The sequence below is a fragment of the Gimesia chilikensis genome, from assembly GCF_008329715.1.
GTDB lineage: Bacteria > Planctomycetota > Planctomycetia > Planctomycetales > Planctomycetaceae > Gimesia > Gimesia chilikensis.
This window is the reverse complement of the sequence record NZ_VTSR01000006.1, coordinates 649,952-664,694: the sequence shown is the minus strand read 5'-3', so window position 1 is coordinate 664,694 and position 14,743 is coordinate 649,952. Positions and strand designations below refer to the sequence as shown.

At 54.3% G+C, this 14,743-nt stretch carries 9 protein-coding genes; 4 read left to right on the top strand and 5 right to left on the bottom strand.

Features of this window, described 5'->3' with window-relative positions; genetic code table 11:
* Positions 1 to 6: 6 nt before the first annotated feature.
* A complete protein-coding gene (locus tag FYZ48_RS09565; protein ID WP_149339718.1) occupies positions 7 to 1,284 on the bottom strand; it encodes an alpha/beta hydrolase in 1,278 nt (425 codons plus the stop codon).
* Between the two features lie 267 nt (positions 1,285 to 1,551).
* Between FYZ48_RS09565 and FYZ48_RS09560 the strand changes: the two genes are divergently transcribed.
* Together FYZ48_RS09560 and FYZ48_RS09555 are read left to right on the top strand one after the other, a co-directional pair.
* The gene (locus tag FYZ48_RS09560; RefSeq protein ID WP_198422197.1) at positions 1,552 to 2,994 is read left to right on the top strand and encodes a sulfatase-like hydrolase/transferase; all 1,443 of its coding nucleotides are present in this window, start codon (positions 1,552 to 1,554) and stop codon (positions 2,992 to 2,994) included.
* Between the two features lie 548 nt (positions 2,995 to 3,542).
* Positions 3,543 to 3,983, top strand: a complete 441-nt coding sequence (locus FYZ48_RS09555; RefSeq protein ID WP_145042991.1) for an STAS domain-containing protein — start codon at positions 3,543 to 3,545, stop codon at positions 3,981 to 3,983.
* Positions 3,984 to 4,022: 39 nt separating this feature from the next.
* On the opposite strand, the gene FYZ48_RS09550 is transcribed toward FYZ48_RS09555, so the two are convergent.
* Positions 4,023 to 4,946 carry an HDOD domain-containing protein gene (locus FYZ48_RS09550; protein ID WP_149339716.1) on the bottom strand — a complete coding sequence of 308 codons (924 nt, stop codon included), beginning with the start codon at positions 4,944 to 4,946 and terminating at the stop codon, positions 4,023 to 4,025.
* 369 nt (positions 4,947 to 5,315) lie between these two features.
* Here FYZ48_RS09550 and FYZ48_RS09545 point away from each other — a divergent pair, with 369 nt between their 5' ends.
* Positions 5,316 to 6,374 (top strand): M42 family metallopeptidase, encoded by a 1,059-nt coding sequence (locus FYZ48_RS09545; RefSeq protein ID WP_145042987.1) that lies wholly within the window; start codon positions 5,316 to 5,318, stop codon positions 6,372 to 6,374.
* Between the two features lie 25 nt (positions 6,375 to 6,399).
* On the opposite strand, the gene hemL is transcribed toward FYZ48_RS09545, so the two are convergent.
* Both hemL and FYZ48_RS09535 read right to left on the bottom strand, forming a co-directional pair.
* Positions 6,400 to 7,695 carry a glutamate-1-semialdehyde 2,1-aminomutase gene (gene hemL, locus FYZ48_RS09540; RefSeq protein WP_149339714.1) on the bottom strand — a complete coding sequence of 432 codons (1,296 nt, stop codon included), beginning with the start codon at positions 7,693 to 7,695 and terminating at the stop codon, positions 6,400 to 6,402.
* Between the two features lie 15 nt (positions 7,696 to 7,710).
* Positions 7,711 to 8,979: a PQQ-binding-like beta-propeller repeat protein gene (locus FYZ48_RS09535; RefSeq protein ID WP_149339712.1), complete on the bottom strand. Its 1,269-nt coding sequence runs from the start codon at positions 8,977 to 8,979 to the stop codon at positions 7,711 to 7,713.
* Between the two features lie 255 nt (positions 8,980 to 9,234).
* On the opposite strand from FYZ48_RS09535, the gene FYZ48_RS09530 reads away from it, so the two are divergent.
* On the top strand, positions 9,235 to 10,836 hold the full coding sequence (locus FYZ48_RS09530) for an ABC1 kinase family protein (protein ID WP_149339709.1): 1,602 nt from the start codon (positions 9,235 to 9,237) through the stop codon (positions 10,834 to 10,836).
* Positions 10,837 to 10,895: 59 nt separating this feature from the next.
* On the opposite strand, the gene FYZ48_RS09525 is transcribed toward FYZ48_RS09530, so the two are convergent.
* Positions 10,896 to 14,651 carry a family 16 glycoside hydrolase gene (locus FYZ48_RS09525; protein ID WP_149339707.1) on the bottom strand — a complete coding sequence of 1,252 codons (3,756 nt, stop codon included), beginning with the start codon at positions 14,649 to 14,651 and terminating at the stop codon, positions 10,896 to 10,898.
* Positions 14,652 to 14,743 lie beyond the last annotated feature (92 nt).

The following is a 14,743-nucleotide window of genomic DNA, read 5'->3' as shown; positions in this document are numbered from 1 at the left end:
GCCTGTTCAACGGAAAGTGCCGCGAACCGCCCGTCCCAGCAGACTGCCGCCACCGCTGTTGAACTTCCAGGCCAGATCCTGCAGCAGGGAGCGCAGGTTGCGGCGCTGGACCGGGATGCCTTCGAAGACCAGTCTGACATCGGAGAGGACGGTGACGCTGTCTGCGTGGTAAGAGTGTCCCAGGGCGAACAGGTTCGTATCGATGTCGGATGCATCCACTACGTTGATCTTCTTGAATTTGGGGAAGACCGTGAGGTAGGAGCCCCCCTCTCCCAGCCTTTGATGCCAGAGCGAATTCACTACCCGCGAGGCTTTGAGCGCGAGGTCTTCCGAGGAAGAGTAGATGGTGAATCGGTCGGCTGTCTGCACGATGTGAGGGGCGATGGAATCTTTAAAGACCTGGGCGTCGATGTCAGGGGCTGTGAGTATGACCTCATTAAACAGAGGTTTCTCCTGTCGCGCCAGTGTCAGCTTTTGAGAAATGTTTTTGAGTGCACGCGAGAGAACCCGGTTGCCCATGCTGTGTGCGATGAGATGAATCTTGCGAGCCCCGGACTCGCGGGCGATGGCTTCGACGAACAGGGTGACGTTTTCTTCGCACCATTGAGCGGTTCGTCCATCTTCCTTGTAGGCCCAGATCGAACCGCTGCCCTGCGAAGGCCAGCTATACATCAGCGGTGCCCCTTTGAATTTCAGGTCGTAGGCGATCTGTGCGGTCCGCCGGGCTGCGTCTTCAAAGGAGTTGTTGAAGCCATGGATGAAAATAAACGCTTCTCCACCCCGTTGCAGAACGCCTGAGGCGGTTTCTTTCGTTTCGACGGAATCTTCGATGGTCTTACGGAGTTCGGTCAGGAAATGCGAACCGGAAGCTGGCTCGACCGATTTCAGTACCACATGCTTATCCGGGTTCTCACGGAACTCCAGCTTCCAGATGCTGGGGGATTCCAGTTCGCCGGGCTGATGGTCTTCAGGGATACTGACATCACAGAAGCCGAGGGAGAGCGTGGACCGTTTCGTGCCGAAGAACTCTTTGGGTTTGGGGGAACCGGTGAGGTTGCGGTCGGTGCCATAAAAGACGCGGATGGTCTCGTGTTTTTCTTTCTCCTCACGCTCCGAGTCTGAGGTAGAGTCTGGCGCTGCTTCTTCAGGCATGGGAGATTCGTCCTGCGTCACGCGCGGGGGTTTGCCTGCATCTGGTTCAGGCATGGAATCTTTGGCGCTGTCACAGCCTGTCAGCATCAAGCCGGCCAGGGCCAGCGACATCAGGAGATGGGGGGCTTTCATCGTGCATCCTTGCAGTTTGAAACAATCCAACCGGACGGTGGTAAAATGAATAGGGAAAAATACTTGATTCACGAGGATGGCTCAAGGCGAATCTCGGCCGGAACCAGACTGGATCGTGTTCTGGAAAGCCACGGGACCGGCTGCCTTAACGCTAAAATTTGCTTTGGGTTACGCTCTCTGGTATGCTGGAAAGTCAGCTTCCGTTGAGGAATCAAATCAGCGGAGGCTTAAATAGAAAATCAATCCCCGGACAGACAGGACCGTACTGTGAACAGCGCTCTCAGGATCTTTTGTTGTCTCGTTGCTTTCTGTATTGGATCGATCGAATCCCTGCAGGCGAAAGAGGCGAAGCAGGCCAGCCCCAACTTTGTCATTATATTCGCAGACGATCTGGGCTATGGGGATCTGGAATGCTACGGGCATCCCAGGTTCAAAACGCCGCATCTGAACCAGATGGCCGCGGAAGGGGCGCGGTTGACGCAGTTCAATGTTCCGGTGCCTTATTGTGCTCCCTCCCGCGCGACGCTGTTGACGGGGCGTTACCCCTGGCGGCACGGCGTCTGGTTTAACCCGGCTCCGGATGGGAAGCAGTTCAATACGGGGGTGGGGATCGCGGATAGCGAAGTTCTGCTCAGCGAATTGTTGAAAGAGCAGGGGTACTCGACTTTGTGTGTCGGGAAATGGCACCTGGGCCACAATCCCCGGTTCTACCCCACGCGACACGGTTTCGATGATTACCTGGGGATTCTGTATTCCAACGACATGCGTCCCGTGAATCTGATTAAGGGGGAGCAGGTCATCGAGTACCCGGTCATTCAGGCGAATCTAACGCAGCGTTATACCGAACGGGCCATTGAGTTCATCAAGGAAAATCAGCAGAAGCCCTTCTTCCTGTATCTGCCGCATGCGATGCCTCATAAGCCGCTGGCTGCTTCGGAAGCGTTCTACAAGAAAAGTGGAAACGGTCTGTATGGTGATGTGATCGCTGAGCTCGACTGGAGCGTGGGAGAGATTCTGAAAACATTGAAGGACCTCAATCTCGATGAAAATACGCTGGTAATCTTTGCCTCTGACAACGGGCCCTGGTTTGGTGGGAATACGGCTGGTCTGTCGGGAATGAAATCGACCAGTTGGGAAGGCGGGCTGCGTGTGCCGATGATCGCCCGCTGGCCTGGGAAAATTCCTCCCCGCCAGGTGATCGATACTGTCTGTGGTTCGATCGATGTGTTCCCGACGATCCTGAAGCAGGCGGGAATCAAGGTGCCTGCTGACCGGGTGATTGATGGTAAGGATCTGTTTCCCGTACTGACGGAGCAGGCGTCGACTCCGCATGAGGCGCTCTTCTCCATGAAAGGCAATTCCCTGTTTACGGTACGAAGCGGGCCCTGGAAGCTTCACATTAAACCGTCCCCCCGACAGTTGCTGGCGAACCGGGGAAAGGACTGGATTGACCCGCGCGGGCCCGATGGTGTGACGATCATTGCTCCTTATGAACAGGCTATGCCGAACCAACCACCCGGATTGCTCACGGGCGATCAGCCGGTACCGATGATGCTCTTCAATCTTGAAAAGGATCCCGCTGAGCAGCATAACGTGGCGAAGGATCATCCCGAAGTCGTGGCGCGTCTGCAGAAACTCTATGAGGAGATGCAGACCCAGGTGCCCGATTCCATTCGCAATTTCGATCCGCGGGCCCGCAGTAAAAAATAATCTGCGAAGTAACGAAGGTCTAATTCTTTCATCCGGAAGCCCGGTCGACTTTCCCGTTGCCTGCGCCCGTTTCACAGCTTGAAGAACGTCGCGTCTTCAGTTCCTGTACGCCAGTAAATTCAGGGCTGTACAGTAATTCTTATCCGGCTGTTAGATTTTCTCCGCTCAAACGTCGTCTGAAAAATAAGATGATCGTTGCCAAAATCCAACATTCACTACCTGGAGTCCGTAGTAAAGGGTAGATATTGCCTCAGAGCTGAACACTTCACAAAGCCTTTTGTTTTATTTGTCGAACCTGTCGCGATGTCTTTTTACATCATTCCAGATTTCAATGTAGAAAAAGCACAACATTCAACGTTAAGAGTTAATGAATATCAAACAGGGCCATAATTCTTAACTCCCTTTTATCGTTGACTTTATCGAGGGGTTGCAACAGAGCTTACTGATTAGGCATACGAATGGTCCGCTCTTTGCGTCTATTCAATGTTCTTAACAGTACACTGTTCAACAGCCTTGATGATCAACCAGAAGAAAGAGAGAACCACAGCATGGCATCTAAACGCGATCGAATGAGCGTCTATGAGCGTGACGGGGTAACCGTTCTGGATTTCGGAACTATGGAAATCTGGGATGGAGCCGACCTGGCACTGTTGCGTGAAACGCTCACGCGTCTGGTTGATCACGAAAAGTGCAAGTCGATTGGCGTCGAGCTGTCGTCGGTCAAATACATTCCGAGTGGCTTCTTTGGAATGTTGTACGACCTGTATGAAAAAGGGATCGCGGTGACTCTCTACAGCCCTCAGCCCAACGTCGCGAGCATGCTCTGGTTTAAGCAGTTCTGTCTGCATACAGAGGACGGACGCTATCTGCTGAAAAGCGATCTGGCATCAGCGCATGACAAGGCGTCTGATGAGGAAGTGCGTTCCGAGAAAGAAAAGTGGGACAAAAGTCTGAAGCAGTCGAACGACTACTCTACCACAGTTTCCTGAAGGGGAGGCACTGCGCCTCCCTGAGGAAGTACGCTCCTGTTACTCAGTTTCCAGGAGCAATGCATGTTTTTCGAGCCGATTTTTCAACGACAGATAATTTCCCGTCGTTGTGGCTTCTTCTCTCAATTCCTGATCAATCTTGTCGGCCAGTTCAAACAGCTTGAATTCGGGCCAGGCATCATTCAAAGTCAGTAACTGATCGAGCCCCTGCGGATTCTGTCTGAGGGGATCCGGGATCAGCGAAGCGACCGCCACGGCAGTTGCAGCTGTTTTACCGAGTTTGTCATCTGTGAGCAGTTTCAAACCCTCATGGTGCAGATAGACGGCACAGATCAAGTCATCAGGAAATGACCAGTCCAGCATCACGTTAGCTGCAGCTGCCGAGTGATCCCAGCTGAAATGCCGGCGTTCATATTCACTCAACAGACAGGGATCGCTGTCCTGGTTGATCGTGAATTTTAAATACAGATCAAAGAGTTCTTTAGAAAGGATGGGCAGCAGAAAGTCTTCCAGCATGGCTGCTGAAAAAGCCACATCGGCGTCGACCTTCATCAGCATGGCAATCTCGCGTGCCATCAGTGCCCGTTCCAGGTTGGTACTCCAGAAGTTGGGCAGGTTGATCAGCTTGGAATCGCTGGTTGCCATCGCCTGCTTCAGACCGGTGGTGACCAGGAAGAGCTTCGTCGAACGAATTCCCAGCAGCGTAATTGTCTGTTGAATCGAAGAAACCTTCCGGCGTAATCCGAACGCGCTGGAGTTAACCATTCTCAACAGTTCACAGGAAATTCCGGCGTCGGTTTCGATGATCTTGCTCAGCTCTTTGGGAGTCGATGCAGGATCTTCAGCCTTCCGCGAAAATTCCATCACTGCTTTGGGCAGCATCGGAAGCTTAATTTCCGGAGGCAGCGGGCTTTGTTTACCTTCACCGATCAGTTCTCTACGCAGCTTTGTCCAGTCCGTCATCTGTTCCTCTATTACTTTCAGACATGAAGTCGAAACAGTACTCTCCTGTTTCGCAGTTCAGGGTTACCAGACGGATCTTCACCCCTTATCGTTAAAGGGAGAGGATCGCTTAACACATTGAAATCTTAGCTTAAGGATTCTTTGTAAGTGGCGTTCTTTTCTGCTTTTTTTTCGCAGGAAACCCCTCCACAGGCAGTACGTTGATTTAATGCAACATTGCTCTTCTGTCCAATGAAAACCTACATTGAAAAATACTCATAAGTCACTAAAATTCATCCACTTAAACGCATAATTAGAAAACGCTCGAGAGGAATGGCCTCACCTGCTTTCGGGCCCACAGCAAATTCTTAGCATTGTCAGGACAGAATCATGGAAGCGAAATCCCTGGAATTCCTCAAAAACCTACTCCATTCTCCCGCCCCCTCGGGATACGAGCGGCCCATTCAGGAGGTTGTGCGGGCGTATGTGAAAGAGTTTGCTGACGAAGTGAAAACTGACCTGCACGGCAATGTGATCGCCGCCGTCAATCCCGGAGCAAAACGACGGGTGATGTTCGCTGGCCACTGTGACCAGATTGGTCTGCTGGTACAGCATATTGATGATGACGGCTACCTGTGGGCGAATCTGATCGGTGGCTGGGATATCCAGATGCTGCTCGGTCAGAACATGCAGGTCCACACCGATTCGGGGCCGATCCACGGCGTGATCGCCCGGAAGGCAATTCACCTGCTGACCCCGGAAGAACGCAAAACCGTGCCCGAGATCAAGGACCTCTGGATCGACATCGGAGCTAAGAATGGAGCGGAAGCCCGTGAGAAAGTCGCGATCGGGGATCCCATTACATTCGAGCTCGGTTTCCGACCGATGCTGAACCAGTTAGCTTCTGCCCCCGGGATGGATAACCGCGTCGGGGTCTGGGTTGTCATGGAGGCCTTGCGCCAGGCGAGTGAAAAGTCACCTGAGTTCGGCGTCTTCTCGGTTTCGACGGTTCAGGAAGAGATCGGCCTGCGTGGGGCACAGACCAGTGCTTACTCAATTCAGCCTGAGGTCGGGATTGCCGTCGATGTGACCCATGCCACCGACTGTCCCGCGGTCAGTAAAAAGGAAAATGGCGAGATCAATGTCGGCGATGGCCCGGTCGTCTACCGCGGTCCGAATGTGAACCCGGTTGTGTTCTCAACGCTCACCGATCTGGCGGAGAAAAACGACATCTCCTGTCAGATTAACTCGATTTCGCGTCCCGCTGGTAACGATGCCAATGCGATGCAGTTGAACCAGGGAGGCATGGCGACCGGTATCGTCGCCATCCCCAACCGGTACATGCACAGCCCGGTCGAGGTCGTCTCGCTGGAAGACCTCGAACACGCGGCTAATCTTCTGGCTGCATTCTGCCTGGAGATCAATGAACAGACGGATTTCACTCCGTAGTCAATTGTCGTTCAGATGAGATCGATCAGCCGATACTCTGCAGCACTTCTTCTGCTGCCTGAATCGTCTGGTCGATATCTTCATCTGTCATGCAGGTAGAAGCGAAGTTGGCTTCAAACTGGCTGCAGGGCAGATAGATCCCCCGGTCGAGCATGCCCTGGAAATAGCGGGCAAATCGCTCTGTATCGTTCTGGGAAGAGACCGCAAAGCTGGTCACTTTTTCGGGATTGAAGAACAGCGTAAACATCGAGCCACATTCAGCAAGCGTGTGAGGCAGACCTGCTTTGGAGGCGGCTGCGGAGAGCCCTTTTGTCAGTCGCTGCGTCTTCGTTTCCAGTTCCGGGTAGGGATTAGTTTCCCGCAGACACTGGAGCGTTGCGATACCGGAGGCCATCGCGATTGGATTTCCCGACAAGGTCCCCGCCTGGTAGACCGAGCCAACCGGAGAGATCGCATCCATAATCTCCGCTTTTCCGCCATAAGCGCCGACAGGCATGCCGCCGCCAATGACTTTACCCAGCATGCAGATGTCGGGAGTCACCCCGAACCGCTGTTGTGCTCCACCGAGGGCAACACGAAATCCGGTCATGACTTCATCCATGATGAAGACCGACTGGTGCTGGGTACAAAGTTCTCTGACCGTTTCGAGGAATCCCGGTTCCGGCAGGACGACCCCCATGTTACCCACGACCGGTTCGAGGATCACACCTGCGATCTGGTCACCTGCCTGGGAGAATGTTTCCTTGAGTTGCTCAATGTCGTTGTACTCCAGGACCAGGGTATCGGCTGTGCATCCCTGGGGAACACCGGGGCTGGAGGGAGCGCCTAAAGTTAACGCACCACTGCCTGCCTGAACGAGCAGGCTGTCGACGTGCCCGTGATAACAGCCGGCAAACTTGATGATCTTATCCCGACCGGTGTAGCCGCGTGCCAGACGAATCGCACTCATGGCGGCTTCGGTTCCTGAATTCACCATACGGACTTTCTCGACGGAGGGAACCAGTTCCGCTACCAGTTCCGCCAGTTCACTTTCCAGAACCGTGGGCGCGCCAAAACTGGTTCCTTTTTTGAGTGCCTCTTCGATTCCAGACATGACCTGGGGATGCAGGTGTCCCAGAATGTGGGGGCCCCAGGAACCGACGAAATCGATGTAGCGGTTGCCGTCGATGTCATACAGGTACTGTCCCTCGCCGCGATCAATGACGACCGGGTGTCCGCCCACGGCGCCAAATGCCCGCGCCGGGCTGTTCACTCCTCCCGGAATGACCTTCAGGGCGCGTTCAAATTCTGCTTCACTTCGCGTACGGGAGCGGGCTGTCATGGATCAGGAGTTCCTCTAGTTCGTAGTCGTTTTTTCAGGAGTGACCGGGGCATCTGACCCCAGCTTGAGACATTTCAATGTTTTTGAATCTCTGACGTAAAGTAGACCATTAGACAGGGCAGGCAGAGCCCGTGTCGTGGAGTGGAAGATCTGCTCGCTGGCCAGTTCTTTATAGGCATCCAGGGAGGCTTCGGCCAGTACCAGTGTGCCATCGGTTTTCATGATAATGAGTTTGTTGTCGGCTTCAAGTAAGGTCGCGTATCCAAAATCGTTCTCGGCCCATGCGACTTTGCGTGTCTGGGGGTCAAAGCAAATCAGGCGGGCTGTGCCGATATCCTGACGACCATCAATGCCGATCAGTTTGCCATCATATTCAATCGGCGTCGTGTACTGACTGGACATCGGCTTTTCGCTGCGCCAGATTTCACGCGTGCCGATCTGTTCAATCTGGCCCCAGAAACCGCCCACCCCGTAGCTGGCTGTCGCAAAGACGTTGTTGCCGATCACCACCGGGTCGGCACCATTCACCGTAGGGCCCCGCTTACCAAAGGGGAACTGAAACAGCACATTGCCGTTCTTCGGATCCAGGCCGGTCAGGTGCAGCCGGGTGATGAAGATGGCATAGAAGCGACCGTGTAGAAAGGCAGAGGTTGGCGATGAGTAGCTGGCATCGTCCTGCAGTGCCTGCCACAAGGTAAAACCCTTGTCCAGGGAAAACGCGACCACGCCGGCATTCTTACGTTTACCACCCACGTTGACCAGCAGCTTCTCTTCCACAATGATGGGCGTGCTGCCGACTCCGAAGTACCCGTCACTGACCTGGAATTCTTTATGAGTGTCGCGGGACCAGACTACCTTGCCGGTCTTCAGTTCCAGGCATTGCAGACGACCCGTGATGCCAAATGTGTAAACCCAATTGTTATGGATTAAAGGGACCGCGATCGGACCGTCATTGGGGTTGAAGGTTCCCCGGTAGCTGACTGGGGCGGACTGTTTCCAGATCGGTTCTCCAGTAACAGCGTTGAGTGCTTCGACGATTTCCTGATCGCCAACCCGATGAAAGAGCACCAGCGTATTCTGAAAGACTGCAACGCCTGCAAATCCACTACCGACGGGACGCTGCCATTTCAATTCCGGTCCGCCTGCAGGCCAGGACGCTGCGATGGTTTCGTCAGCAGCATGAGCATTTCGATAGGGACCCAGAATCTGGGGCCAGTCTCCCGCCTGACAAACGGGATTGGTGAAGAGGATGAGCAGCAGTAAGATGCCTTGCAGAATTCTCATGTGTCGGGCTCCGCCTTACAGATGAACGGGGATCAGATTTCAGGGAATCTCATTTTAGCAGGAACGGGGCTTGGCTGCATAGGAACGTCTGTTATAGTCTGATAAGATAAAAGCTGAAACCAACCATCGAACAGGCTGCGCTTTCGAGAAAGGGTTTTCGTGAGATCGTTTGCCCGCCAGGAGAAAACTTTGGACTCAAACCCACTACGGTTAATCAGAAACTTACGCAGAAGTCGCGAGATCGTTACCGTTCTCATGAACTATGGTTTTGATGATCTCGTTGATCAGTTGGGGCTGAGACGTTATCTCCGCTGGGGCCGCAGGCTGCTGTTCTGGAAACGCACCGAGCCTGAAATCAAGCTCACCCGTGCCAAACGCATTCGCCTTGCCCTGGAAAGTCTGGGCGTCACGTTTATCAAATTCGGTCAGGTGGTCAGCACGCGTCCCGATCTGGTGCCCCGCGATGTCGTCGCGGAACTGGAAAAATTACAGGAACGGGTTCCATCATTTCCCGGTGAAATCGCGATTGCCATTATTGAACGCGAACTGGGAGAGCCCATTGATAAGCTGTATGCCGAGTTTGATCCTGTTCCCCTGGCCGCCGGTTCGCTGGGGCAGGTTCATAAAGCCCGTCACCACGACGGTACACCTCTTGTGGTCAAGGTAAAGCGGCCCGACATCGACCGGGTAATCGAGCAGGACCTGAGCCTGATGCACGAACTGGCGACCATGATCGAACGCCATTTTCCGGATGCGGAAGTCTTCGATCCGGTGGGACTGGTCAATCAGTTTTCACGTACGATCCATCGCGAACTGCAGTTCAGCAGAGAAGCCCGCTCGACCGATGAGTTTTATCGCCTGTTCCAGGATGATGCCACGCTGTATGTTCCCAAAATCTATTCCGAGATGACCCAGGGCGATATCATTACCATGGAATTCATCGACGGCTATCGGATTGATGACGAACAGGAACTGCAAAACCTGCCCATCAGTCCGCATGAGGTCGCCGCCAACGGTGCGCGGATCTTCATGAAGATGACGTTCGAGTTCGGAGTGTTCCACGCGGATCCGCATCCGGGGAATTTCCGGGTCCTGCACGATGGTTCGCTCTGCCTGATCGATTACGGCATGATCGGAGTACTGGAAGACGAACGCCGCGATCTACTGGTCGACCTGTTACTGAACGTGGCTAAAAAGGATACGAACAAACTCGTCGATGTTGTATTGAATATCGGCAAAGCCAAGCGGGCCGTCGATCATCAGTTGCTCCGGGCGGATCTCCGCGATTTCATCGGCAATTATTATGGAATCCCGCTGGATCAGATCAGTGTCGGCAAGATGCTGACCGATTTTATCAATATTCTGGCGATTCACCGCATTCGCTGCCCGGTCGATATCATGCTGCTGATTCGGGCCATGATCACCCTGGAAGGGGTGGCTTCCCGGATTGCCCCTGAACTGAATATCGCCCAGGAAATGGAACCGTACATTTATAAACTCTCCTCGGAGCGTTATCATCCGCGTGCGATTGCCAGCCGGATCTGGTCCGAGGCCTGCAGCTTTTCCAAGGTGATGCATGATCTGCCGGAGCAGGTGGGGCGAACCCTGGGGAAACTGGCCGATGACGAACTGCAGATCCACCTGGATCACAAAGGCATTGATCACCTCACGACCGAAATGGACCGCTCCGGGAACCGCCTGGCGATCGGAATGGTAATGTCGTCGCTGATCCTCGCATCGGCCATCACGATTTCATCGGACACGCGGCTGGTTTATATCAGCATTCCGATTTTCATGATGTCGAGTCTGTTGGGAATCTGGCTGATCTACGGTGTCTTCCGCAGCGGACGATTGTAAGATCGAATGACCTTACAATCGCCGTGTCAGCTGCGATGAGAAAAGCGTTTCGACGTGCTCTATTTCCCGTAGAGTCGAGCCTTGGGATCGCCGCCTGACAGCAGGTAGGCGACCAGATCCCGAACTTCCTCGGGGCTGAGTGTATTCAGCATTGCCTGGGGCATCTGCGAGACAGGAGATGCCTGGATTTCTTCGACGCTCTCTGCCGGGATCTCGATCGGCTCTGCCTTGATGTCGGCCGTGTAGACAATCACTTTGTCGCCGTCTTTCGAAACGAGACCAGTGAAAGTACGCCCTTCATCGGTGATCACGATCGAGGATTGGTATTGATCGGAAATTACCTTACTCGGTTCGATAATCGATTCGAGGATATAACGGGCATCGAACTTGTTTTTCACGGTCGTCAGGTCGGGACCGACATCGCCCCCCAGTCCGTCAAAGCGGTGGCAGGCAGCACAACGCAGGGAATGGAAGAGGTTCCGGCCATTCTCGAAACTGGCTTTCTGCAGGTGTCCGCCGGAAGTGTATCGGCTGGCATCGCCGATCGTCCAGGTTCGTCCCGGGCCTTTAGGGGGAGTGATTTTGAAATCAGGAACGGGATTGAAATTCTCACCACTGATATCGGCCAGAGCAGCGCGATCGGCGTTGGAGAGATATCCGAGTACTTCGTCACGCAGGTTCCCCAGGAACTTGGCATAGCTGTTGCCTCCCGGGTATTTCGCTGAGGCGTTGATGAACTCGATGTAGGCTCGACGCTGATCCATGGTCCAGCCGTCACGCAGATTTCGCAGCATGAATGCATAATTGATTTCATGCGTGGGCGGATGCTTGGCCAGCATGTCGAGGACACGCCCGCCATAGTTTTTATTGCGTCCCGCCAGCTCGGTCCAGTCGGGGACTTCAGGTTCCCCCCGGTTTTCAATCAGATCCAGGGCTTTGGCAATCACGGTTGGTGATTCCAGGTAAACCAGCACACGAACCAGTTCGGTGTTGATGTTCTTGCTCTGGCTGGGCAGATACGGGTCGAGTTCGGCAATGACCTGTGCTCGTTGTTCTGCCGTGGGTTTGCCCAGGCGAATGAACGTCAGGGCGTAAGCACGTAACAGTCCCAGGAACTGTGGTTCGCTCAATTGAGATGGATCCAGTTCCAGCAGAGCAGCAATCTGGGCATCGCGGTGTGATTTGTTTCCCATGCGGGCCAGGGCGACTGCCCCGGAAATCCGTGCCTGAGGGTTTTGCTCCTTAAATACCTTCGAGGCCCACTGCTCAACGGGCTGCGATTCGATGGCGACACGAGCCGCGTGTCGCAACCAGCGATCAGAACTGGAGAGGTGTGGCCAGGCAGCAGCGACGGCTGCTGGATCCTGTTTGCCATGATAAGCTTCCAGGCTGCGACGCAGTATGCGGGCCTCAGCGCCAGCCAGTTCTGCTGTAACCGGTTTGGTTGATTTGTTTCCGGTGTAGGTGATTCTGAACAGCGCTGACTGAGTTCCCCGTCCACCGATGGTGAAGTAGAGTGCGCCGTCTTTACCAATGATCGCATCGGTCAGCGGCAGTGGTGAACCGTAGCAGAACGCTTCCTGCTCACCCTTGTAGCCTGCGCCATCGGGAGTGAGATGAATGGCGTAGATCGTGCCGAACGTCCAGTCGAGTGCGAACATGGCATCCTGGTAGCGTGCCGGGAACCTGGCTCCCTGGCCACTGATCACGCCGGTCGGACAACCGGGGCCGATATTCACCACGGCGGGCAGACTGTCTTCGTAGTATTCGGGCCATTTGCCGGAACCACTTCGCCAACCATAGTCGGAACCACTGACGGCGACGTTGATGCGGGTAGGGCGGTACCAGGGAGTTCCGAGGTCCCATTCCATGTCTGCATCGTAGGTGAAGATATCACCGGCCCGGTTGAGGGCGATATCGTATTCGTTTCGATAGCCGGTAGAGATAATCTCGTGCTGTTTGGATTCCGGTGAGAACCGGGAAATCCAGCCGCCCGGTGCCATGCGACCGCGGGCATGTCCGTTGGCATCCCATTCACGGGGCAGCAGCAGGTCTTCGTCCCAGGTGGGAACGTGTGAACGGACAATGCTGTCCTGAGGAGGGAGAGCGGCGTGATTGCCGCCGATGACATACAGGTGCTGATTATCTTCCGCGACGATCACCGCATGGTTGCCGTGTTCGCCACCGCTGCGTTCGCTGGGAAGAACTTCGGCGGTATCGAGCTGGTCGTCCCCGTTCGTATCTGTAACTTTGAAGAGGTTGCCGCCATTCTTGTGGAAGTAAAGTGCGTCTTTGTGCCAGACCATACCCTGGGCACCGGAAAGGTCGATCTGCATTTTTTCGACATCAACCTGGGGGGCATCCCCTTTCTCAGTGACTGTGATGCGATAGAGGCCTTTGTTGCCCTGATCGCTGGCCAGCAGTCGTCCTTTGCCGTCGGTGGTGAGTGAAACCCAGCTCCCTTGTTCATTGGCAGGGACTTCATAAAGCAGTTCGACTTTGAAGTCCTTCGCGATGCTGATGTTCTGGGCCAGTTCTTCCATGTCGACACCACTACGAGTTGTGATCCCGGGTTTACCCCAGGGACCACTGCCGAAGGCGCCCATTGATTTCAGTTTCAGCTTCCAGGAGGAATCGTCGAAGCGGACTTGCTTCCACTCGGGAGACTCCTGGTCCGACAGTTTCCAGTCGGGAGTAGAGCTGATCTGCAGCTGTTTACCATCGGCAGTTTCAATTTCCAGCTTCAGGATGAAGGCTGCGACGCCACCGTTGTTGTTCGCTTTCACTGCGATCTGATTGAGGCCGGTCTGCACCAGTTTGCGTGCATCGCTCAGCATGACGGGATTTTTCCAGTCGGTTGCGGTGCCTGCGTCTTTGCCGTTGATCCAGACGGTGGCTCGATTGTCACAGGTGAAATAGAGACGGGCCGCTTTGATCTGATTTGCGACTTCGAACTGCTTCCGCAGGTAGATCGGGGCGTTGTCGGTGGGGTTGTCTGTCTTCCAGATCCAGCCTGGAACCGGCTTGGCAGAGACCCAGTCAAACTTGTCCTTTTTATTTTTTGTGGACGATGTTTTGTTAGCGGGCGCTTTCTTTGTGTTCTCGACAGCTGCCTTGAGTACGGCCTGGGCTTCTTTGCCTGCTAACGGCCGGTATTGCACGTCTTTGAATTCGACACGCATCGGTGGTCCCGCGTGAAGCTGCAGACCGAGCACCCCTTTCGCAAACGCCTGGGGGTGGTTGTCAGTGATATCGACGGTGTTGACTCCATTCACCTGGTGTACCAGCCGGTTGCCTACCGCGACGATCCGCAGTTCGTTCCATTCCCAGTCGTTCAGTTTCTGATTTTTATCGCCGATCTCTGCGACGACTTTAGGCTTGCCTTCCGCTCCAATTTCGACTCTCTGGAAACGCTGGGCGATGATGCCCCGTCCGGTTTTTTCTCCGTAGAGCATCCCGAAATATTCGGGTTTCGGATGCAGGTCGGCCTGGTAGCCTTTGAGTGCGAAGTTCTGCGGATCGACCAGTTCGCTGCGGTATTGCACACCTGAGTTGTTGCCTTTGAAGCGGACCTGGGCTTTAAATTCAAAGTCACCTACATCTCCCCCCTGCCAGACGAGGAAGGTGTTGGGTTTAGCGGGACGCTCTGGAGTGGTTTCACCCACGATGGCTCCGTCTTCTACGGTCCAGAATCCTTCTCGACCTTCCCAGCCGGTCAGATCTTTACCGTTAAAGAGCTGCTGAAAGTCCTGAGCGTGGATGGTGCTGGTTGAGAAAACGATGCAGGTAAAAAGAACGCGGACGAAAGTATGCATGGTGATATTCCGCTTACTGAAGTGAGTTGCAGGATACTTGAGGGATCTAAACAGTGAAAATCAGGGGAGATCAAAACAGGGACATTGATCGC

Excerpts from the sequence above, each read along its gene's own strand:
- FYZ48_RS09530 (WP_149339709.1), top strand. The coding sequence starts at position 9,235 with ATGAACTATGGTTTTGATGATCTCGTTGATCAGTTGGGGCTGAGACGT.
- FYZ48_RS09550 (WP_149339716.1), bottom strand. The coding sequence starts at position 4,946 with ATGACGGACTGGACAAAGCTGCGTAGAGAACTGATCGGTGAAGGTAAA.
- FYZ48_RS09555 (WP_145042991.1), top strand. The coding sequence starts at position 3,543 with ATGGCATCTAAACGCGATCGAATGAGCGTCTATGAGCGTGACGGGGTA.
- FYZ48_RS09525 (WP_149339707.1), bottom strand. The coding sequence starts at position 14,651 with ATGCATACTTTCGTCCGCGTTCTTTTTACCTGCATCGTTTTCTCAACC.
- FYZ48_RS09545 (WP_145042987.1), top strand. The coding sequence starts at position 5,316 with ATGGAAGCGAAATCCCTGGAATTCCTCAAAAACCTACTCCATTCTCCC.
- hemL (WP_149339714.1), bottom strand. The coding sequence starts at position 7,695 with ATGACAGCCCGCTCCCGTACGCGAAGTGAAGCAGAATTTGAACGCGCC.
- FYZ48_RS09565 (WP_149339718.1), bottom strand. The coding sequence starts at position 1,284 with ATGAAAGCCCCCCATCTCCTGATGTCGCTGGCCCTGGCCGGCTTGATG.
- FYZ48_RS09535 (WP_149339712.1), bottom strand. The coding sequence starts at position 8,979 with ATGAGAATTCTGCAAGGCATCTTACTGCTGCTCATCCTCTTCACCAAT.